General features: G+C 36.9%; 22 protein-coding genes. 9 read left to right on the forward strand and 13 right to left on the reverse strand.

Annotation, left to right across the window (positions count from 1 at the left end; all coding sequences use genetic code 11):
• Positions 1 to 2 precede the first annotated feature (2 nt).
• A complete protein-coding gene (locus ACM6F9_RS04625) occupies positions 3 to 1,148 on the forward strand; it encodes a cytochrome-c peroxidase (RefSeq protein ID WP_414844612.1) in 1,146 nt (381 codons plus the stop codon).
• Between the two features lie 301 nt (positions 1,149 to 1,449).
• Positions 1,450 to 2,559, forward strand: a complete 1,110-nt coding sequence (locus ACM6F9_RS04630; RefSeq protein ID WP_414844613.1) for a heparan-alpha-glucosaminide N-acetyltransferase domain-containing protein — start codon at positions 1,450 to 1,452, stop codon at positions 2,557 to 2,559.
• A 71-nt stretch (positions 2,560 to 2,630) separates the two neighbouring features.
• Here ACM6F9_RS04630 and ACM6F9_RS04635 read toward each other — a convergent pair whose 3' ends face one another.
• The 3 genes from ACM6F9_RS04635 to ACM6F9_RS04645 form a co-directional block, all read right to left on the reverse strand.
• A complete protein-coding gene (locus ACM6F9_RS04635) occupies positions 2,631 to 2,984 on the reverse strand; it encodes a cupin domain-containing protein (RefSeq protein ID WP_414844614.1) in 354 nt (117 codons plus the stop codon).
• Positions 2,985 to 3,011: 27 nt separating this feature from the next.
• Positions 3,012 to 3,422 (reverse strand): DoxX family membrane protein, encoded by a 411-nt coding sequence (locus tag ACM6F9_RS04640; RefSeq protein ID WP_414844615.1) that lies wholly within the window; start codon positions 3,420 to 3,422, stop codon positions 3,012 to 3,014.
• A gap of 157 nt (positions 3,423 to 3,579) precedes the next feature.
• Positions 3,580 to 4,371 (reverse strand): helix-turn-helix domain-containing protein, encoded by a 792-nt coding sequence (locus tag ACM6F9_RS04645; protein WP_414844616.1) that lies wholly within the window; start codon positions 4,369 to 4,371, stop codon positions 3,580 to 3,582.
• 163 nt (positions 4,372 to 4,534) lie between these two features.
• On the opposite strand from ACM6F9_RS04645, the gene ACM6F9_RS04650 reads away from it, so the two are divergent.
• A complete protein-coding gene (locus ACM6F9_RS04650) occupies positions 4,535 to 5,047 on the forward strand; it encodes a thioredoxin family protein (protein WP_414844617.1) in 513 nt (170 codons plus the stop codon).
• Positions 5,048 to 5,117: 70 nt separating this feature from the next.
• Here ACM6F9_RS04650 and ACM6F9_RS04655 read toward each other — a convergent pair whose 3' ends face one another.
• The 4 genes from ACM6F9_RS04655 to ACM6F9_RS04670 form a co-directional block, all read right to left on the reverse strand.
• On the reverse strand, positions 5,118 to 5,714 hold the full coding sequence (locus tag ACM6F9_RS04655) for a hypothetical protein (protein ID WP_414844618.1): 597 nt from the start codon (positions 5,712 to 5,714) through the stop codon (positions 5,118 to 5,120).
• A gap of 132 nt (positions 5,715 to 5,846) precedes the next feature.
• Positions 5,847 to 6,242, reverse strand: a complete 396-nt coding sequence (locus ACM6F9_RS04660) for a hypothetical protein (RefSeq protein WP_105700954.1) — start codon at positions 6,240 to 6,242, stop codon at positions 5,847 to 5,849.
• Positions 6,243 to 6,507: 265 nt separating this feature from the next.
• Positions 6,508 to 6,864 carry a hypothetical protein gene (locus ACM6F9_RS04665; protein ID WP_414844619.1) on the reverse strand — a complete coding sequence of 119 codons (357 nt, stop codon included), beginning with the start codon at positions 6,862 to 6,864 and terminating at the stop codon, positions 6,508 to 6,510.
• Positions 6,865 to 6,875: 11 nt separating this feature from the next.
• The gene (locus ACM6F9_RS04670) at positions 6,876 to 7,040 is read right to left on the reverse strand and encodes a hypothetical protein (protein ID WP_183084583.1); all 165 of its coding nucleotides are present in this window, start codon (positions 7,038 to 7,040) and stop codon (positions 6,876 to 6,878) included.
• A gap of 340 nt (positions 7,041 to 7,380) precedes the next feature.
• Between ACM6F9_RS04670 and ACM6F9_RS04675 the strand changes: the two genes are divergently transcribed.
• The 3 genes from ACM6F9_RS04675 to ACM6F9_RS04685 are packed head-to-tail and all read left to right on the forward strand — an operon-like array spanning position 7,381 to position 10,247.
• On the forward strand, positions 7,381 to 8,394 hold the full coding sequence (locus ACM6F9_RS04675; RefSeq protein WP_414844620.1) for a nucleoid-associated protein: 1,014 nt from the start codon (positions 7,381 to 7,383) through the stop codon (positions 8,392 to 8,394).
• A gap of 59 nt (positions 8,395 to 8,453) precedes the next feature.
• Positions 8,454 to 9,416 (forward strand): hypothetical protein, encoded by a 963-nt coding sequence (locus tag ACM6F9_RS04680; protein WP_414844621.1) that lies wholly within the window; start codon positions 8,454 to 8,456, stop codon positions 9,414 to 9,416.
• 57 nt (positions 9,417 to 9,473) lie between these two features.
• Positions 9,474 to 10,247, forward strand: coding sequence for a cyclase family protein (locus ACM6F9_RS04685; RefSeq protein ID WP_414844622.1), 774 nt, complete (start codon positions 9,474 to 9,476; stop codon positions 10,245 to 10,247).
• 89 nt (positions 10,248 to 10,336) lie between these two features.
• On the opposite strand, the gene ACM6F9_RS04690 is transcribed toward ACM6F9_RS04685, so the two are convergent.
• The 6 genes from ACM6F9_RS04690 to ACM6F9_RS04715 form a co-directional block, all read right to left on the reverse strand.
• Positions 10,337 to 11,089 (reverse strand): succinate dehydrogenase/fumarate reductase iron-sulfur subunit, encoded by a 753-nt coding sequence (locus ACM6F9_RS04690; RefSeq protein WP_414844623.1) that lies wholly within the window; start codon positions 11,087 to 11,089, stop codon positions 10,337 to 10,339.
• Positions 11,090 to 11,102: 13 nt separating this feature from the next.
• Entirely contained in the window at positions 11,103 to 13,019 is a 1,917-nt protein-coding gene (locus ACM6F9_RS04695) for a fumarate reductase/succinate dehydrogenase flavoprotein subunit (protein ID WP_414844624.1), read from the reverse strand.
• 11 nt (positions 13,020 to 13,030) lie between these two features.
• A complete protein-coding gene (locus ACM6F9_RS04700) occupies positions 13,031 to 13,687 on the reverse strand; it encodes a succinate dehydrogenase cytochrome b subunit (protein WP_414844625.1) in 657 nt (218 codons plus the stop codon).
• A 16-nt stretch (positions 13,688 to 13,703) separates the two neighbouring features.
• Entirely contained in the window at positions 13,704 to 15,134 is a 1,431-nt protein-coding gene (locus tag ACM6F9_RS04705) for an anion permease (RefSeq protein WP_414844626.1), read from the reverse strand.
• 20 nt (positions 15,135 to 15,154) lie between these two features.
• The gene (locus ACM6F9_RS04710) at positions 15,155 to 16,321 is read right to left on the reverse strand and encodes a porin (protein ID WP_414844627.1); all 1,167 of its coding nucleotides are present in this window, start codon (positions 16,319 to 16,321) and stop codon (positions 15,155 to 15,157) included.
• A gap of 149 nt (positions 16,322 to 16,470) precedes the next feature.
• On the reverse strand, positions 16,471 to 17,520 hold the full coding sequence (locus ACM6F9_RS04715) for a linear amide C-N hydrolase (RefSeq protein WP_414844628.1): 1,050 nt from the start codon (positions 17,518 to 17,520) through the stop codon (positions 16,471 to 16,473).
• A gap of 381 nt (positions 17,521 to 17,901) precedes the next feature.
• Here ACM6F9_RS04715 and ACM6F9_RS04720 point away from each other — a divergent pair, with 381 nt between their 5' ends.
• The 3 genes from ACM6F9_RS04720 to ACM6F9_RS04730 all read left to right on the forward strand — a co-directional run bounded on the left by ACM6F9_RS04720 (position 17,902) and on the right by ACM6F9_RS04730 (position 21,718).
• Positions 17,902 to 20,100: an ATP-binding protein gene (locus tag ACM6F9_RS04720; protein WP_414844629.1), complete on the forward strand. Its 2,199-nt coding sequence runs from the start codon at positions 17,902 to 17,904 to the stop codon at positions 20,098 to 20,100.
• Between the two features lie 21 nt (positions 20,101 to 20,121).
• A complete protein-coding gene (locus ACM6F9_RS04725) occupies positions 20,122 to 20,673 on the forward strand; it encodes a biliverdin-producing heme oxygenase (protein WP_414844630.1) in 552 nt (183 codons plus the stop codon).
• 118 nt (positions 20,674 to 20,791) lie between these two features.
• Positions 20,792 to 21,718, forward strand: a complete 927-nt coding sequence (locus ACM6F9_RS04730) for a malate dehydrogenase (protein WP_105700941.1) — start codon at positions 20,792 to 20,794, stop codon at positions 21,716 to 21,718.
• The last annotated feature ends 81 nt before the right edge of the window (positions 21,719 to 21,799 follow it).

Genomic DNA, 21,799 nt, shown 5'->3' on the forward strand with positions numbered 1-21,799 from the left:
TAATGAAAGACAGATATATTGCTTTTCTGGCAATGGCCGGAATAATATCTTTACTAAGTTATACCTCTAATAACAACCCTACGGGATATACTGTGGAGGAACTTCGTACATTGTACAGCAGCGGAGACCAGAGCAAATGGCCGACTCCTCATTTATTTGATGAAGCTAAAGAAGGTTTTCAGGATATCGGACCTTTATCTGCAATGAATTTTCCTGAAGATAATCCCTATTCCGAAGATAAAATGGAACTGGGAAAAATGTTATTCTTTGATCCCAGATTATCCAAAAGCGGACAAATTTCCTGTGCCAACTGCCACAATCCCGAAATAGGATGGTCAGACGGAAGCAGAGTTTCTTTTGGTCATGACAGGCAGACGGGAACCAGAAATGCACCCACACTGGTAAATATAGGATATGCCAAAACATTCTTCTGGGACGGTCGTTCAGCCACTTTGGAAGAGCAGGTGAAAGCGCCTATCGAAAATCCGGTAGAGATGAATCTCCATATGTCAATGGCGACAAAAAATATCAAAAAAATTAAGGACTACAAACCTTTCTTTATAAAAGCTTTCGGGAATGGAGAAGTGACAGAAGAGAGAATTGCAAAAGCTGTGGCTACATTTGAACGATCTCTGATCAGTCCGCCATCAAAGTTTGATAAATTCGTTTCTGGGAAAAAAGATGCTTTAACAGATTCTGAAATCAATGGTCTTCATTTATTCCGAACAAAAGCGAATTGTATCAATTGTCACAACACTCCTTATTTCTCTGATCAGAAGTTCCATAATTTGGGATTGACCTATTACGGAAGGAAATATGAAGATCTGGGAAGATATATTGTCACTAAAAAGAATGAAGATGTAGGAAAATTTAAAACGCCTACACTGAGAGAAGTTTCGGAGAACAAACCTTATATGCACAACGGACTTTTCCCTGAATTAGCCAACATTGTGATGATGTATAATGCGGGAATGGGCAGAGAAACCCCAAAAGCAGATCAAATCAATGATCCTAAATTTCCACACAAATCAGGAATGGTAGAAAAGCTGAATCTTACCGATGATGAAGTTTTTGATATCGTAGCATTTTTGAAAACGCTAAACAGTTACAAATACAAAATGCGTCCTCCAGAATTGCCTAAATCATAATCGTTATAGTACAACTCTTCCAATCGGGAGAGTTTTTTTATGTAAAAAATTAATCATTTCATTTTTGTCAGATTCCACAGTCATTTATTGGTTTTAATAAGTGTAAAATTTTGTCATAATTATCTATTAATGCTGGAATAAATCTTTAAGTATTAATATTTTATGAAAATTGATTAATGGATTATGAGGAGTGGTTTTAATTTGTATATTTGATTTTTATTTAGAATAAATAAAAATATTGTTTAAATAATAATTAATGAATACAATTTTATCCATCTAATCCAATTTCCACTAAAAAACTATGGAACAACAAAACAAAAGAATCCTCACTCTGGATTTAATAAAAGGTATAAGCGTCATCGGAATGATCATTATACATACCTTATTGGTGTATGCCAATGTAAAATCACAATATGAAACAGCCATCGGCAGTTTTATTGTTTTTCTCGGAAGAGGTACTTCCATTTTCCTGATCTGTATGGGAATCACTTTCATGACCTCCAGTCATCAAAGTCTTAAAAGCGCATTGAAACGAGGTGTTTTATTGGTATTTGCAGGGCTATTCATGAATTTCATGAAGTTTATGATTCCTGTGATTTTTAATTTTGCCCCGGATAATTTTATCCAGAAATACGGATGGCATGCGCCTATAGAACAGCAGTATGTATATCTGGTACAGCTGGGGGATATTTTACAGCTGGCAGGGATGTCTTTACTGTTCGTAGGGTTTATCAGAGAGTATGTGAAAAATAAATATGCCATGCTGGCTATAGGCTTATTTGTTGCACTGATATCCAGAGAAGTGAGCGGAATTAACCTGGATATTCCTGTAATCAATTATGTTCTGGATCTTCTTTTCAATACAGATTATCCGGCGTATGTCTATTTTCCTGTTTTCCCATGGATGGCTTTTATTATCATCGGAATGTTTTTCGGTAAATGGTTTCAGGAGCTAAACTACGATATCAAGCAGATATTTAGAAAAATGCTGTATGTAGGGCTTCTGTTCATTGCGATAGGAGCACCGTTGGTTTTTCTGTATGGTGACTATAATTACAATGGTTTTTATCATATGGGGCCTGGAGGCGTTATTTATTTTGCAGGCTGGACATTGTTTTTTTTATGGCTGATCAATACCATTACAGCAAATGTTAAAGAAAATGCCTTCATGCGTGTTCTAAGATACTGCAGTAAAAATTTAACCTCAATGTACATGATCCAATGGATTCTGATCTCATGGGGAAAAGGGATTTTCGGATACAGACAGCATGAAATTGGCTACGTATCTGTACTTATTGTCTTTTATATTATTATCACTTTTTCAGTGCAGACTCTGGTGGATCTTATAAGAAAGAAAAAAACGTTAATTGATTTCAGACCCATATCACCGGATAAAACAGCTTTAAAATAATTCCAATCCAATTTTTTTTTAAATTATGATAAACCACAGTAAATTTTTACTGTGGTTTTTTTGTAATGGGTTTAAAGAATTTCCACTTCCTCAGGCACTATAAAAAGAATGGTGCAGCCTTTCTCAGATTTCACGGAATGTTTAAAATTTGGCGGAGTATACAAATAATCTCCCTTGTCAAGCCGGGCTCCCGCAATTGTAGCATCACCTTCCATGATAAACAATTCCTCACCTGCAGGATGATTGTGATAAGGATAGCTGGCTCCGGGTTCAAACTTTAAAAGAATGCTGGTAGAACGGTTTTTTTCAGGATCAAATTTCAAAGATTTCACAAAAATACCTCCGTAATGAATCCCTTTTTCAATTAAAGGCTGCCATTCTTTCTGTTCTGTTTTTACGATGTAATCGTGGATGTTGGTGTTCATGATATATAAATTTTAATTGTTATTGATTTAAAAATGGTCTAAACTCCATTCGTAATGGGAAAAGGAACTCAGAAGAAAAGCTCCGGCACTGAATACGAAAACCGAATAGTCCAGAGGTTCTTTAATTCCATAAGAAATACTCATCGCAACAGCAAATAATAAAGTAAGCACAGAAGCACAAAAAGCCGTTTTTTTTATCTGATATCCCAGAAGAAGCAGAACTCCCATTGACAATTCAGCAACAGTAGATAATACGGCAATAGAAGATGCCCAAGACTGTGGTAAAAATGAATTTGTTTCAGCGGTATAATGGACGAAATTTTTCCATCCGGAAGATCGGATTCCCCAAAGATTCAGCCTGCTTGCCACAGCAGATAAAAATCCGAAAGCCAGGGTTATTCTTAATAAAAAAATGGCGGCATCCTGTTGAGTTTTCATACTTCTAATTTTTAAGTCTTAATGACAGTACAAAGTTCAACGAAAGCCATCATCTAAAGAATAGACAATTCCGGAAAAAGCATATAATATTTAAGAGGGAAGAGGGAAGAGGGAAGTTGGAGGCTGGAAGTTAATAAGAGGCTGCTGATTTCTTCTTTCAGATTTCCTTTACTGCCTTTTGATAATCTTTAGGAGAGCGTGAAGTATGTTTTTTAAAGAAATTTGAAAAATAAAAAGGATCATTGAAACCAAGCTGATAAGCGATTTCTTTTACGGTAAGCTTTTCATAAAGTAAAAGTCTCTTGGCTTCGGAAACGGTAAGGCTATAGATCACATTCTGGGCAGTTTTGTTGGTATGAAGCTTTGAAACTTCATTCAGTTTTGTTTCAGTGGTTCCAAGAATATCAGCAAATTGAGAAACCTGATAATTATCTTTAAAATGATTTCTTACACTTTCAAGGAACCTTAGGAATAAAGCGTCCGGTTTCCAGATTTCATCACCGTTGGCTATTTTACTGCGGTTGATTTCCACCAACAGCAATTCAACAAGAGAATGTGTAGAGATCAGGTATTGGTAAGGTTGTTCCTGAATTTCTTTTTCTATGGTGTTCAATGTTTCAGAAAACATTTCAGGATGCTGTACCGTAATCATTTCATTCATTCCGAAATGACAGAAAAGTCCGTTGTGAAAAATAAGCTCAATATCACTGTCGCTTTTACAGAAAAAATCCAGGGTGAATTCCAATGCAGTAAGTTCTCCTTCCACCGATTTTAATTGATGAAACTGCCCTGAAGTAATGGTTACGACCTGACTGGTTTTCAGGATAAAAATATTTTCATCAATCAGAATTTCAGCGCTTCCTTGATGACACCAGAATAAAGTGTACCTGATAACCCTCCTTGGCTCAGAGTGTACTGACTGATCAGAATATTTTTTTATTTCTATCATGGTGTGGATCTGTTAGAAGTTTATATTTCTTTTTTTACAATAATAAAGGTGCGCTTTATGATAGACTAAATTACAAAATGTTTAACTAAATTGATTAATCTATGAAGTTATATTGTTAGAGAAAAATACCTAAATTCGTGTAGATTTAAAATAAAAATTCAGAATGAAATACTCTAAAATTATTGTCATTGTTACCCTTTTGTTGTTTCAGTTGGGAGCAGCTCAGGAAAAAGCAGATGTTGTATTAAATAAAGCTTTCACAGAAGCTAAAGCAGGTAAGAAAAATGTTTTATTGGTATTCCATGCTTCATGGTGCAAATGGTGCAAAGTGATGGAAAAAAATATGGATCTTCCTGAAACTAAACCCATTTTTGATAAAAGATTTGTCACTGCCTATGTGGACGTTCAGGAAAGAGGAGATAAAAAAAGCCTTGAAAACCCTGGTGGACAAGAGCTGATGAATAAATATAAAGGTGAAAATGCTGGGCTTCCGTTCTGGTTGATTCTAAATCCAAAAGGAGAAGTATTGGCAGATTCTTTTGATGCTAAGGGAGAAAATCTGGGATCACCAGCCACTCCGGAAGAGGTTACCACTTTCATTGCCAAGCTGGAAAAAGCTTCAAAACTCAGTAATGAAGAGTCACAGACTATACAAAAGATATTTGTGACAAAATAGGATAATACAAAAAATAAAAAATCCCTCAAATGAATCTATTTGAGGGATTTTTTATGTATTGATCAGTTGATTACAACTTCTTATAATAATACTCAATATTACTCCATAAAACCTGATCTTCAGATTTTGTCATATCAGATGGAGTGATAAAAAGAATTCCAAACATATTGCTATATTGGCTAGTACCAAAAGATACACTCTGAACAACCGTTAATCCATTACCGTTACCTCTTGGTTCACGTTTCATATACTGTAATGTTCTCTTCAAAATAAAACTAGAGTTTCCTTTATTAAAGTCCCCTATATAATTTAGGTTAGAGCCTTTATCATTAATAAATACCGAATCATTGATGATTTTAATGCTGTACGTTGCATCAGCTGAATTTCCGGCTATAAGTTGTATAGAATTATCCTTCAGGTTAAGAACTATTTTCTTCCATGCTGGCTCTTTATACATGCTCCAGTAATTGCTTAAGATGGATTCCTGAGGATTGGACTTATCACCAAATGACCCTCTATAAAGAATAGTTTCCTTTACAGCGTAGCTTTTAAATTCAAATTGATACATTTCTTTATCAATTGGTCTCGGGTCATCATGAGTATTATCATTATTTTCACATGAGATGAGTGACAATGCCGTCATCAAGGCATAAAAAAGGTATTTCATGGGTACATTTTTGCAAAAATAGGGGTTTTGAAATAAATTGGAGTAGAAGTTATATTTAATAGAGTGAAAAGTGAAAAAAATAAAGGCGAAAGGGTAAAAATTAAATTTACCATTTCGCCTTTTTGCTTTAATTTATTTTCCAAAATAGATCTGATCCTGCTTCTGCTGCTCGTTATAAATGATTTGGAAGCTGACAGGCATATATTGGTAAAGGAGTTTCCAATGTTGGATTTTTGCGTGCTTTTTGAAGCTTTCGAAAGATCTTACGAACATGTTTTCAATCATGTCTCTTACATAAGAATTCCCATTTCTGTAAAGCCAGTCCATCAACTTAATATGATGGGCAATAATACTGATCTTAGACTCCTGTAACAGGTTCTTTAAATAGTTTACGGTTGCCTGCATGATTCCTGCAAAATTGTCCTGAACAGACAACTGTATGATTTCATTACGAAGTGGCGGATAGAAAAATTTTAAGTACTCAACAGCTAATTTTTGATTAATAGTTTGCATTTGTTCTTTCATCATAATTAATAATTTTTCAAACACTTATTAATGCAGCGAAATGTATACCAAAATTTAAAGACAGGCCGCAAAAATAAAAACACCTACTATCACCGCAATGTGAGTGAATAATATCTCTGTATTATGTCTGTTAGTCGTGGTTTTCCACGTTTTCCAGTCGGAAATTCTTCTTATTTTATTTTTCATAATCTATTGACTGTGAGTTATTTTGATTTTTGTTTAATTTAAACACTTTGTAATGAAACGACTCAATAATGTAATAAAACCGTTATATACCGTGGCTGTAAATTTGTCTTGAATACACCTTCTGTAGATTGGCAGAAATGTGACTGAAAATCACTTTTCTGTATTCCTCACTGCAGAAAGCGGTACAATTGTCCAGAGAATAGATAAAAGTAGTCTCAATAGCATTCTTTAATACCGTATCACCGTCAGTGTAAATTTTGTCCATTTTCTGTAAACTTCTGAACAGCAGGCTTCTGTCATTCTGGCGGATCATATTTTTAATACGTTCCGTAAAAGTGCGGATGATACTGTATGAGTTTTGAATTTTGATTTCTTTCACTTCCTTTTCAAAGTCGGGAACCACGTCTGTGATTTCCTTTACTGCTTGCAGATAATTCATAATATTATATTTTAGATGTGATTGTTTTCCAACAATTTGATGATGGCACCAAAGATGAAAATGGTTAAAAAAGCGAAAAATAGCATGTGATAAGGCTTCAGCCACTTTGGAGTCTCTGGTCCTTTGCTTTTTAACCTTCTGAGCTTATCTATTCTGTTTAATGTTTTTAAGTCCATTTTTCTATGTTTTCAAATGATGATGCCAATGATATTCCGTTAGAAATGAGTTTGGTTTAAGATATTGGTATATAGTGTTTTGTGATTTTTAAGCTTAATTTTTTAAACAAAAAAACATGTCAAAATGATATGGTTTTTATCAAATTGAAAATAAAAAACAAAAACTTGTGCTACCTGCCATCACAAATGAATGACCGAGAATTCCCTTCCCCTGGAGGGGTGGCGAAAATTCAATGAATTTTTGACGGGGTGGTAAAATTTATCCGGTACAAAATGACATTTTTTAAGTTTCGCAGAAAGGATAAGAATGAATATCTTTGCAGTCCAAATATTCAGAAAAATGTTTTCAAAAATAATAGTACACAGAGTAGGAAATAAGATCAACGGGGATTCTCTGACGATTTCCCAGGAAGAATTGAAACTGGAAGAAGGAATGGCAGAAATGCTTGAAGATTACTTTTTAGGTTCTTTTAAATCGGAAGAAACCTTCCATTTTTATAGTGATACTTACCTGGTGAATAATCCGGTTTATAGCGCTGTATCGGAAATTTTTGATGATAAAGCCAAGTTTATCTGGGAAACTGAGAACATTGCAAAACACCTTTTTGAAGCGGCAGAAAACCCAAGAGTTCAGAGTGGAGAGCTTTTCATCGTTCTTTTTGAAGATGAAAGTGACCGTCCGGACAAAGTAGACAAAATCGGGATCTTTAAAACAGAGAAGAGAGAATCTTTCCTGAAAATTAATCCTTCCGAAGAAACATTTGATATTGAAAAAGACCAGGGAATTGGTTTATCCAAAATTGATAAAGCTGCTTTGATCTATAACAACAATAAAGAAACAGGATATGTACTTTCTGTAGTTGATAACAACAAAAACGGGGATATGTATTACTGGTTTGAAGATTTCCTGAAGGTAAAACAACGTGATGATGAATATTTCCACACGCAGGAAGCTTTGATGGTCTATAAAGATTATATCACAAAACAGCTTCCTCAGGAATTTGAAGTTTCCAAGGCAGATCAGGCGGATTTCCTGAATAAGTCCATTAATTTCTTCAAAGAAAAAGAAGAGTTTAAGCTGGATGAATTTGCAAGTGAAGTTCTGGGTGACGAACATGTGATTGAAAGTTTCGTGAACTTTAAAACAGATTACGAACAGGATATGCAGGTGAATATCGCTGAAGAATTCCCGATCAGTGAAGCAGCCGTAAAAAAGACACAGAGACACTTTAAAAGCATCATTAAATTAGACAAAAATTTCCACATCTACATCCACGGAGACAGACAAAAGCTTGAAATGGGTGAGGATGATAAAGGAAAATACTACAGACTTTATTTCGAGAAAGAGGTATAAAAAGATGTCTCCCGTTCAATAAGAAATTATAACTTTATTGCTGATTAAAAATAGCGGCTATGAAATTTATGATCATTTTCTGGGGAGCTTTTTTCTTTTTTTTCTGCGCTCCTTTTCCGATTTTCATTTATATGATGGGGGAGGAACTCGCAACAGAACCGAGAAATTCATTAGCCGTGAGCTATGGGTATCTCGGTTTTTCTTTGCTCATATGGATGTATGTGATTGCCTTCTTTATTAATATTCTTTTCATCAAAACCTTTAAGGAGAAAAGTACCATCCAGTCTATACTGAGGAACGGAATTCCGAGAGGAGGAAAGATCATTGATTATAAACTTCTGAAATATATTCCGAAAACCAATATGAATGTCATTCAGATTGTTCTTTCATTTCCTAACCTTAGAAATGCATTGATTGAACATCAAATGATGTTTCACGATTCCAAGCCACAGGAAAAAAGATTTGCTGTCGGAAATAAAGTAAAGGTATTGCTGAACCCCAAAGTATCACAGGAACCTTACTTTATTTTAAGTGACCAGAAAGTAGGTTTTAATTCCTTTGGAATCATTCTGAGAGTTGCATTCATTATATTCTTAATTGCTTATGTAGCCGGATTATATTATTATTTCTATATGCGGGAATCTTTTGATTTTGGCTGGAGATTTCTGACCTTCATGCATCCCATTATTTTCAGTGGAGTGATGACCGTTATTTATATATTGGTTTTTCAATTGCTGATCAGTAAGCTTTTTAAAAATAAGAAAGAAGAACGAATTCTCTTCTCAGGAAGAAATGCGGAAGCCAATATCATTAGTGTAAGCCAGACCGGGCTCATGGTGAATGATCAGCCTCAAATTATGTTTCAGGTGAGTTTTAAAGATTTCAGAGGAACTGAACATATTGCCGTCTTTAAGAAAGTTGTCAGCCTTTTAAATCTTTCTTCTGTTCCTAAATATGGAAACATTGAAATCATGTATGATGAGAACGATCCAAAGAAAATTATGATTCCCAAAGGGTTTTAAATTTACGCTTTGCCTTCTTCTCTTCATTGGCTATCTTTGTCTTCTTAGCTAAATCATATGAAAACAACACTTGTCGATTTAACAAAACCGATTCAGTACAATGCAGGTGACCCATGGTTCATGCGGGTGAAAATCAAACATAAAGCACATAGAAAATCACACTGGTTGATTAGGTTGGCATTAAGACTGCCGTCAAGACTTTTTCCTAAAAACTGGATAGGCTGGGCAGATGATACCATCAAAAATATGGGACTTCATGCCACCACTCATATTGATGCTCCATGGCATTATGGTCCTGTAGTAGAAGGCAAGCCAGCGAAAACAATAGATCAGATTCCGCTGGAATGGTGTTATGGAGACGGAATTGTGATCAACTGTACCCATAAAGAAGATTTTGTTGCCATCACCATTGATGATCTGAAAAAAGATCTCGATAAAAACGGAATCACAATACAGGAAGGAAATATTGTACTCATCAGAACGGATCGTGATAAAATGATGGGCACATCGGATTTCGTAGAAAAAGGAACGGGAATGAGCAAAGAAGCTACAGAATGGCTGATTGACCAAGGCGTAAAAGTAATGGGAATTGACCAATGGGGCTGGGATCTTCCTTTGAAATATATGGCTCAGAAAGCCAAAGAACTCAATGATCCCGAATTCTTCTGGGAAGGGCATCGCGTAGGAATTGAAAAAGAATATTTACACATCGAACAGCTAACCAATCTGAGAGCGCTGCCTCCATCAGGATTTAAAATTTGTGTATTTCCGCTTAAAATTGTGGGTGGTTCTGCCGCTCCGGCGAGGGTGGTGGCGATGATTGATGTATAGGAATATGAATTTTCAATTCTAAAAAATAAAAATGGCGAATTTGATTACTTTCAAATTTGCCATTTTGTTTATTACTATTGTTTCTCAGACTAATTTTTCTTCCTGAAAAACAGAGCTCTGTTATATTCAAAATTCATTCTTGCGATATTCAGTACAGAAATTCCCTGTGGACATTCCACTTCACAGGCTTCGGTATTGGAGCAGTGTCCGAATAATTCTATATCCATTTGGGCAATCATATCCAGCACTCTTTTGCTTCTTTCTTCTTTCCCTTGAGGAAGAAGTGCCATGTGGGTAATTTTTGCAGAGGTAAACAAGGCTGCACTTCCGTTTTTACAGGTGGCAACACAAGCTCCACATCCAATACAAGCCGCAGAATCAAAAGCTTCTTCAGCCGTTTGATGGGTTACCGGAATGGCTGTAGCATCTGGAGCCTGACCTGTATTGACAGACACAAAACCTCCCGAAGATATAATTCTGTCAAAAGCAGAACGGTCTACTTTCAAATCTTTTTTTACCGGAAAAGCTTCGGAACGAAACGGTTCTATCAGAATGGTTTCTCCGTCCTTGAAAGACCGTAAATGAAGCTGGCAGGTAGTCGTATTTTTCAAAGGACCATGGGCAATACCGTTAATCATCATCCCACATTGTCCGCAGATTCCTTCACGGCAGTCGTGATCAAATTCTACAGGTTCATCACCTTCAATGATCAGTTTTTCGTTTAAGGTATCCAGCATTTCTAAGAAAGACATATGAGAATTCAATCCTTTAAGGTCATAACCCACCAGTTTTCCTTCACTTTTTCTGTCTTTCTGTCTCCATATCTTAAGATGTAAATCCATAATTTTTTGCTTTTTATTTGTAACTTCTTACCGTTGGCTGAATCTCTTCAAAAATCAGAGGCTCTCTGATCAGCTCAGGTTCGGTGTTTTCACCTGCCCATGCCCACGCAGAAATGAATTGATATTCTGTATCATTTCTCATAGCTTCTCCGTCCGGAGTCTGGAATTCTTCTCTGAAATGAGCCCCACAGGATTCGTTACGGGTTAACGCATCATAGCACATCAGTTCTCCTATTTCGAAATAATCGGCTACACGACCTGCTTTTTCCAGTTCGGTATTCATTTTATCTTCCTGTCCGGAAACTCGTACGTCTTTGTAGAACTCCTGTTTCAGTTTTCGGATTTCCTGAATGGCATATTTCAGCCCTTCTTCATTTCTGGCCAGTCCGCAATAATCATACAGGAGTTTTCCTAATGTTTTGTGGAAATAATCAACGGTTTTAGTTCCTTTGATATTGATAAAATCGTTGATCTGTTTTTTAACTGCATTTTCAGCCTGTTCAAATTCAGGAGTATCCGGTGAGATTTTTCCGGTGTGAATTTCATCAGCCAGATAATTGGCAATGGTGTAAGGAGCAATGAAATATCCGTCTACAGAAGCCTGTAAAAGTGAGTTGGCTCCTAATCTGTTCGCTCCGTGATCTGCAAAATTAGCCTCACCTAAAGCAAACAATCCAGGAACAGTCGTCATCAGTTCATAATCTACCCAAAGGCCGCCCATGGAAAAGTGGGCAGAAGGGGAGATCATCATGGGTTCTTTATATGCATCGTATCCCGTTATTTTAAGATACATATCAAATAAATTCCCATATTTTTCCTGAATCTTATCTTTTCCCTGCTCATTGATTGCTTTTGAAAAATCAAGATAAACCGCATTTTTCAACGGCCCTATTCCAAAACCTGCATCAATTCTTTCTTTGGCTGCACGGGAAGAAATATCTCTAGGAGCTAGGTTTCCGAAGGCAGGATATCTTCTTTCCAGATAATAATCCCTTTCATTTTCAGGAATGGCATTGGGTGGTCTGGTTTCACCTTCTTTTAACGGAACCCAGATTCGGCCGTCATTACGTAATGATTCAGACATTAAAGTCAGTTTAGACTGATAATCTCCGGATTGCGGCAGGGAAGTAGGATGCACCTGAATCCAGCTTGGGGAAGCCATTAAAGCTCCTTTTTTATGAGCTCTCCAGATTGCAGAACCATTACATCCCATGGCAAGAGTGGACAGATAATAGATCTTTCCGTACCCTCCCGTTGCCAATATTACAGCGTGTGCTGCATGTCTTTCAATATCTCCTGTGTCTAAATTCCTTACGATAATTCCTCTGGCTTTGCCGTCAACGGTAACAAGATCCAGCATTTCATGCCTTGAAAACAATTGTACAGAACCTTTTCCAACCTGCCTCATCAAAGCCTGATAAGCTCCCAGAAGAAGCTGTTGTCCGGTTTGTCCTCTGGCATAGAAAGTACGGCTTACCTGAACGCCTCCGAATGAACGGTTGTTCAGATATCCTCCATATTCACGTCCAAAAGGTACGCCTTGTGCTACAGCCTGATCGATGAGGTTCAGAGAACATTCTGCCATTCGGTATACATTGGCTTCCCTGGCTCTGAAGTCTCCTCCTTTCAAGGTGTCTACAAACATTCTGTAGACACTGTCACCATCGTTTTTATAGTTTTTTGCGGCATTCACACCTCCCTGTGCTGCCACAGAGTGCGCTCTTCTCGGACTGTCCTGGAAACAGAATGATTTCACGTTATATCCCATTTCTCCCAAAGAAGCTGCGATTGAACTTCCTGCTAATCCCGTTCCTACAACAATGACATCCAGCTTTTTACGGTTGGCAGGGTTAACGAGTCTTGCTTTCTTTTTATAATTTTCCCATTTATGTTCCAATGGGCCTTGTGGTATTTTTGAATCTAAAATCATGATCGTTCTGTTTATTGATAAGTAAAAAATACATAGATGGGCATCAATGCAAAACCTACACAGATAATGATTGAATAAGCAATCCCAACAGTCTTAAACCATTTTACAAACTTAGGATGGTAAAGTCCCAAGGTTCTTACAGCACTGTGTATCCCATGAATAAGATGATAACACAGAGCGATCATTGATAACACATAAATGATAACGTACCACCATTCTTTAAAGATATTTACTACCAGAATATAGAGATCTTTATTTCCGTTTTCATCCAAAGGAGGATTTCCGAATTTGTAGATATACCAGAAATTCTGAAAATGAATTACAAGGAAGATCAGGATTAATGTTCCGAGAATTCCCATATTTCTGGAAGCCCACTGGCTGGCTCTTCCACGTCTGTCGGTCTTATAATCTCCGCCGGATTTTTTGTTTTTTAACGTGATAATCAAGCCGTCTACTGCATGCAGAATGATACTGGCATACAAAACGTAGGAAACTATTTTGATAATGATATTTCCTGATAAGAAATGCGAATAGGCATTAAACTGCAGGTGTGCCTGCTCTTGCGGAAGGAAAAGCTGAAGATTTCCAAGGAAATGAATCAACAGGAAGAATCCCAAAAAGAGTCCGGTAAGGCACATCAGCATTTTTCTTGACAATGTTGATAACATATTTTTGATTTTATGATTAATAATATCCTAAGACTTTCATCCACAATCCTCCTACAACCATGTAAATGATCAATAGAACGATTCCTATTTCAAGACCTCTGACCCACCATGCTTTCAGATCTACATATCCGCTTCCGAAGAATACCGGAGCCGGACCGTGTCCGTAATGCGTAAGCACTCCATAAATAGATCCCATGAAACCAAGCATCATCGCCAATAACATAGGTGGAATTCCTAAAGAAACCCCTACACCCAGCAATGCCGCATACATGGCAGCAACGTGAGCCGTAGCACTGGCAAAAATATAGTGACTGAAGAAATAAACCAGAATAATAACAGGGAAGGCTACCTGCCAGCTCAAACCTCCAATTTGCACCTTAATAAGGTTACTGAACCAGCCAATGAATCCCAATTCATTTAAAGAGCTCGCCATCATTACCAGTACAGCGAACCAAACGATAGTATCCCATGCTCCTTTTTCACTTTTTACATCTTCCCAGGTTAATACTGAAGTTAACAGCAATAAGGTTAATCCGATAAATGCTGTAGTAGTGGCATCAATGGAAAGTGCTCCACCAAATATCCAAAGAGCCAACAGAATGAAGAATGCCAATAACATCAACCATTCGTTTCTGGAAATAGGTCCCATTTCTTTTAATTTCTGAGCGGCCATTTTCGGAGCATCACCTGTTTTTTTCAGTTCAGGCGGATATAATTTATACAATACCAAAGGAACCACAAAGAAGGCTACTGCACCGGGAATGAAACCTGCGGCAGCCCATGACATCCACGTAATATCAATACCAAGGTTGGCTGCAAATTTTTGACACATTGGATTACTGGCTGTCCCTGTAAGGAACATTGAAGAAGCGATGAGGTTCATGTAGTAACTGTTCAAAGTTAAGAATGATCCTAATTTTCTATGGGTTTCCGGTTTTTCAGGAACGGAATCAAAACTTATAGCCATGGATTTCATGATCGGGTAGATAATTCCACCTCCTCTTGCTGTATTACTTGGAATAGCAGGTGCCAGACAAACATCGGCAAGCCCTAGCCCATAAGCCAATCCCAGTGAGCTTTTTCCAAAAACTCTGATGAATAAAAAGGCAATACGATTTCCAAGCCCTGTTTTGATAAATCCTCTTGCGATAAAGAATGAAATCCCGATTAACCAGATTACTTTGTCTCCAAAACCGGAAAGTGCTTTAGTGATAGATTTTCCGGCATCTCCCGGAGCAACAACTTGTGTAAGGGCTGTAAAACCAATGGCCATCATACACATGGTACCCATGGGTGCTGCTTTAAGAATGATTCCTAAAATAGTGGCTGCAAAAATGGCAAACAGATGCCATGCATTCTCGGCAACGCCCTCCGGAGCCGGAATGAACCATATGATTAACGCAACAGCAAATGTGATCGCTACGTTTTTGATATTAATTTCTTTCATGATGCTAACTATTTAATCGTTTAAAACCTACTTTGTACTTGCACTATAAATAGATTATTGTTGTATTGTGAGGTGTTTTCTACCTGATATTTGTAGCGGTCAAACTGTACACCCAGCTGAATTCTTGCACCGTAATTTTTCAGAAATTCCAAACCGAACATTGGAGTAATTGTCTGTCTTGGGTTGGAAGCCATTCTGAAATTGGTATCAAGATATTCGTAACGGCAGGATAATTCGAAGGCACTTAGATTTTTATGATTGATCTCGTATCTTAAATTTGGAAGGAAATAAGCACCGCGGATCAGATACTGATCTGGATTATCAGGTCTCAATTCAGGAGCAATGAAATTGTACAGGACGTGGTTGGTAGCTTGTTTAGCTTCCAGCTGCATATCAAGGCTCCATTTTGGATCAAACTGGATCAGTGAGCTAAGATCTACTCCCAGAGCATATACTTTTTTGCTGAAAACTTCTCCGGTACCCGCGTTTAATCCTACGTTGAAATTATATTTTTTGGAAAGCCCAAAAACCAGACGGGTAGAATATTGTTTTCCGTTATCGTTATCATTGATTTGATTCTTTCCATTTCCGTTGACTATAGAAACTGCATATTGGAATGGTATTTCTCCAAGCTGAAGCTGTCCCGTAGCAGACATCCCGATCTGGAAGCTTGTCCAGCCCAGTTTTCCGAATTCTGTGTATTGATTGGACCAGTCTAAAGATTTAATAATATCAATCGGATAAGTCTCTTCAATACCAAACCATGGTCTGAACTGTCCTACGGTAATGGCTAATTTAGGATTGAAAGTGTACTTCAGATAAGCATTTTCAAGAACTCTGCTTTTGGGATCATTTTTAAAATCGGCAAGGTTGGCCAAAACAACCACTTCAGTTCGTTTACTGATCTGTGCCCGAACCTGAATCCTCATGTATTTGAGCATAAAATTATTATCAGTTCCTGAACCATCGGTATGATGAAGTCCGTTTACATCAACATCTTTACTCATCCCTACCAGATAACGCGCCTGAAAGAGGCCTTTGATCTGCAGCTGCGGATATTTTACATTGTCTTCTTCTTGTGGAGGAGACGTGGTCTTCAGAGAATCCTGATTTTGTGCATAAGCAGATAACCCGCAGGCCAGCATGCATACGATCAGGCTTTTCTTTTTAATTGAAAAAAAGGCCATATCTTTTTTGTTTTTTTATTGTGGAACTTTATTTACCATAAAGTTTTTACCTGATGACAGCGGTTTGATATCATCATTTGACATACTTAAATCCTTTCCTCTGCCAGAGCAGATTATTTACTTCAGGTAAGCGTTTTGTGGTGAAATATCTATTTTAATCCTAAGAATGTGAACGGTGCAGATTCTTTAAAATTCGCATTGGATTTACCGTTGTAAGTGTTATTGTTACTCAGATCCAGTTTCATCACTTTTCCTTTAGGACTCAAATCAAAATCTTTAAGATCTACCCAGAAAGTATTGGGTGTGAAAACCGTTTCAAAATAATACACCAGGTTTTTCTGATCAGAAACAGAACGCCATCTTGTTGATGAAATATTAGGTTCTGTTGCAGAAGTGATTCCATAGGGAACAGAGCAGTTTCTGATCACACTGAAAACACTGGCTATTGCAGTACGGGTATCTGCCGTCTGAGGAATTGCATTGATGTAATAAGAAGCTCTTACGAAACGGTCCGCAGCACGGTTGGTTCCCGGTAGCATTACTGTTCCCGGAATCCCTTTCCAGTAATTGTTAAGTGCCAGCTGTTCTTCGAAAACAGGAGAGTTGGTCATTACCGTATAAGAAGGATCATGATGAATAACCAGTTTTCCGTCAATATATTCAAATACTGCATTGTCTCCTGAAGCGTCAGAAATGGAAAGATGCACGGTGGTGAATCTTTCTGTTCCCGGAATATAATCACTTACAATAACAAACGGTTCTTTTCGTGAAAACTCTACCGCTTCTTTTACGGTAGCAAAATTGTCAAGATAATATTGTGCCCATAATGAAATAGCAATTCCCTTTTTGCTTCCTTTTCCATCAAATTTCGGGTATTGGGATTCTCCTAACCAAAGCAAGTTGGCTGCCAATCCTTTTTCGTTCATCCCGTCTGCTGAAGCAATATCCCATGAAGAGCTGATAAGACTCCCGTATTTGGCGGTCCATTTTACAGATTTAGAACCTACCTGGCCGTTGCGGTCTATACCTTTGGGTAAAACCCATAAGTTGGCAGGAATTTCATCACGCCAGTCCATAGAACGGGCTGTGATAACGGTATTTTGGGGACCTTTATAAACTACCCTTGTACAGGCTTCTGATGGATTCCATAATCCTATGGAGAGAACCAGAGAAAATAAAATTAATGGGAACTTTTTCATAATAGTATTATTTGAATTTAAATTTTATATTGAATTTATTGTGAATAATTCAATGAATTTTCGTCATATTCATTATTTGGTGATATAAATTTAGCGAAATTTGTTTAAATAAAACAATTATTACGATTAATAATATGTAATCCATGTTATGAATCATGGTTAAAGATTGAACAGTTTGATTTTTAAATTTTTTTTTGTATATATTAGAGATATGATATTAAAAACAGGGAAAAATAAAGAATGTTTTAAAGCATTTTTTAGTCTTTTTTGTACCAAATATCACCCATGAATGCTTGGTAGAGTGAACTTTGAATTCAGATACCACAAAAATGAAAATTGTTCAAAAAAACGCTATATTTGATTAATAGACTGAAGAGATATATGAATTTTGTAGAATGTCATGAAGAACCTATCCATATTCCGGGTTCTATACAAAGTTTTGGTTACTTGATTGGCATTGATGCGGATTCGCGTACCATCACTTTTTTTAGCAGGAATATCTCGGATATATTTACAATCGAAAGTCCGGAAAAGCTTTTCGACAGGAAGCTTACAGACTTTCCGGAAAGTTTTCAGAGTATTATCAATTCGGAAATATATACTTCACTGGAAAGATTTACCAGACGTAAAAACGAAACCTATTTTGACAAGATTTTCATCAACGAAAAAGAATATCACTTTTCTGTTTTCAGAAGTGAAGCCCATATCTTCCTGGAATTTGAAGAAGTACTGATCAATCCTGACAAAAGGATTTCCAATAAATACGATAATTTTTACATCATTGATAATGAAAAGGAACTCTGGAATCACCTTCTGGAAACCTTAACGAAGGTAGTGAACTATGACCGTATGATGGTTTATAAATTCATGATGGACGGGTCCGGAAAAGTAATTGTAGAAAAGAAAAATGAAAATATGGAAAGCTTTCTGGGTCTTCACTATCCAGAATCTGATATTCCGAAACAGGCACGCGATCTCTATCTGAAGAAACGAAAAAGGATTTTCAGTAATGTATATGCAGATACAGTTCCTATTTTAAGCAAAAGTTCTGAACATATTGATCTTACTTTTTCAGCATCCAGAGGGATGTCGCCTATTCATGGGCAGTATCTTAAAAATTCAGGAGCTGCTTCAAGCTTCAGTGTGTCTATTATTATTGATGATCATCTCTGGGGGTTGGTAACCTGCCAGAATGTGGAATCAAAGCATATCGACCTGGAAGATAGAGTGCAGGCCGGAATTTTTACAACATTGGCAGCAAATGCCTATTCGTCATTCAAATCCAAACGTGAGCTGAATTACCGGCTGGAACTGAATGAAAAAATAGCTGAACTCAAAACGAAATTTTTAAAACATAATCATCTGCTTGATTCTCTTATTGAAAGTAAAACAGAGATACAAAACTTACCGGATGCAGATGGATTGGCCATTATTTCGGATGAAAGTATTGTGATATCTGGCAGTACACCGGATATTGAAAGCATTGCAAAGATTGTACAGTGGGGGTTGGGACATACCAATGACCGTATTTACGTAAGCCGAAGTTTCCTTAAAGACTACGGTGATGAGCTGAATCTTTCTAAAAATACCGCTGGAGTAATTATTTATTTCATCGAAAGAGAGAAAAATGAGATGCTGATCTGGTTCCGTAAAGAGTTTGATGAACATATTGACTGGGCGGGAAATCCTGAAAAAAGAGTAGCTGTTTTTTCTCAAAACGGAGAGGAAAAACAAATGATATCACCCAGAACTTCTTTCCAGATTTTTACAGAAAATATAAAAGGGTATTCCACAAGATGGAACTCGCGAAATATAAGTGCAGTGCATGCCGTAAGAGATTTGATTCTGGAAACATCCCACAAAAATTATAATGTCATCAAAAGTCTTAATGATGAACTTAAGAAAGTAAATGAAGAACTGGATAGCTTTTCCTATACTATTTCTCATGATTTAGGAACTCCTTTGACGGTCATGAAACTGAATGCTCAGATGCTTTTGGGAAATCTTGTAGGAGATTCTGAAAAAAGCAAAATTAAAATCAATTCAATTATCGAAGAGATTGATAGTATGGCTGAAATGATGCAGGATGTATTGCAGCTTAGCCGCGCCAAGCACAGTGAAGTTCAGCTTGAAAGTCTGAAAACAGTTTCTACAATTCGGAAAATCTCCGAAAATGCCAAGATGACGTATGGAAGTCCGGCCAGTGAAGTTATTATTAAAGAATGTCCGGATGTTTTAGCTGATAAAACCATGCTTCATCAGGTATTTCTTAATATCATCAATAATGCCGTAAAATATTCTTCTCACAAAGATCATCCAAAGGTGGAAATTGAAGGAACTGAAGACGGGCAGACTATTATTTACAGGATTTCTGATAATGGAATTGGTATTCCTGATGAGGAGAAACATAAGATGTTTAAAATTTTCAACAGGATGGATAATGCCAAGAAATTCAAAGGAAATGGGATAGGATTGTCTATCGTACACCGTATCATGAAAAGAATTGGCGGAAATGTTGATTTTGAAAGCAATGAAGAGGGTACTTCTTTTATTTTAACGTTCAAAAAGCCTTATATTTGAGAAACTTTTAAAACGTTATGTATGGTATCAGAATATCTTAAACAGAATACGGCAGATTATCACGATGCAGCAGAAAAACTTTTTAATTCTGAAAAGATTTTTAATAAAACTTTCACTTTAGAGGATTATAAAAAGATAATTCACACCAATTACCTGATGCTTCTTCACAGTGAAGATCAAATTTTCAGCAGCCTTTCTGATAAGTATGCAGAAAAACTTCAGCTGGATGCAAGAAAAAAGCTTTCGCTTATTGAAAAGGATCTGAAAAGCCTTTCTCTGGAAAATCAGGAAATTTCTCATACTCTTGAATTCAGCAATGAACATGAAGCACTTGGAGCAATGTATGTGATTGAAGGTTCTACGCTTGGAGGAAATGTAATTGCCAAGCAGCTTTCTAAAACGGAAGGTTTTGATGAGGTTACTTTCAACTTTTTCGGATGTTATCAGGAAAATACAGGCCCTATGTGGAAGAATTTCAAGGAAGTTCTGGATACAGAAGTAACGGAGGAAAACTACAATGAAGTGCTTTCCGGCGCTAAAAAATTATACACGTTTTTACTGAACGTCAACTAATTTATTTTAATTCTAATTAAATTCCTGAAAAATTGCGCAATTTTTCAGGAATTGTTAAATTTGGGGAGTTTCAAATTTAAACTTAACTAACAAAAAATAATTTTTAAAAAGTAACAATATGAAAGTAACTGTAGTAGGTGCAGGCGCTGTAGGAGCAAGCTGTGCGGAATACATCGCAATGAAGAACTTCTGTTCAGAAGTAGTTTTGGTAGACATTAAAGAAGGGTTTGCTGAAGGTAAAGCAATGGATTTGATGCAGACAGCATCTCTTAACGGATTTGATACAAAAATTACGGGTACAACAGGAGATTACAGCAAAACTGCAGGTTCTCATGTAGCAGTAATCACTTCAGGAATTCCTAGAAAACCTGGAATGACAAGAGAAGAATTGATCGGTATCAACGCTGGTATCGTGAAAGAAGTTACTGAAAACTTAGTAAAACATTCTCCGGAAGTAATCATTATCGTGGTTTCTAACCCAATGGATACTATGGCTTACCTTGTTCACAAAACTTCAGGTCTTCCTAAGCACAAAATCATCGGAATGGGTGGTGCATTAGACTCTGCAAGATTCAAATACAGATTGGCTGAAGCACTAGAAGCTCCAATTTCTGATGTGGACGGAATGGTAATCGCTGCTCACAGTGATACGGGTATGCTTCCATTATTGAGCAAAGCTACAAGAAATGGTGTTCCTGTAACTGAGTTCTTAAGTGATGACCAACAAAAATATGTAATTGAAGAAACTAAAGTAGGAGGAGCTACTCTTACAAAATTATTAGGAACTTCAGCTTGGTATGCTCCAGGTGCAGCAGTTTCTGTAATGGTTCAGGCAATTGCATGTGACCAAAAGAAAATGATCCCTTGTTCTTTAATGCTTGAAGGAGAATACGGACAAAACGATATCTGCTTAGGTGTTCCGGCTATTATCGGAGCAAACGGAGTAGAATCAATTGTAAACGTAACATTGACTGCTGAAGAGCAGTTGAAGTTCGCTGAAGCTGCTAATGCAGTAAGAGAAGTGAATGGAGATCTTAAATTTTAATAATTACCCGCTTTAAGCAGGAATTAAACTAGATAAAACCCGGTTGTTTCAATTTGAAACAACCGGGTTTGTTTTTGAAAG

The sequence above is a fragment of the Chryseobacterium sp. IT-36CA2 genome, assembly GCF_949767875.1.
Classification (GTDB): domain Bacteria; phylum Bacteroidota; class Bacteroidia; order Flavobacteriales; family Weeksellaceae; genus Chryseobacterium.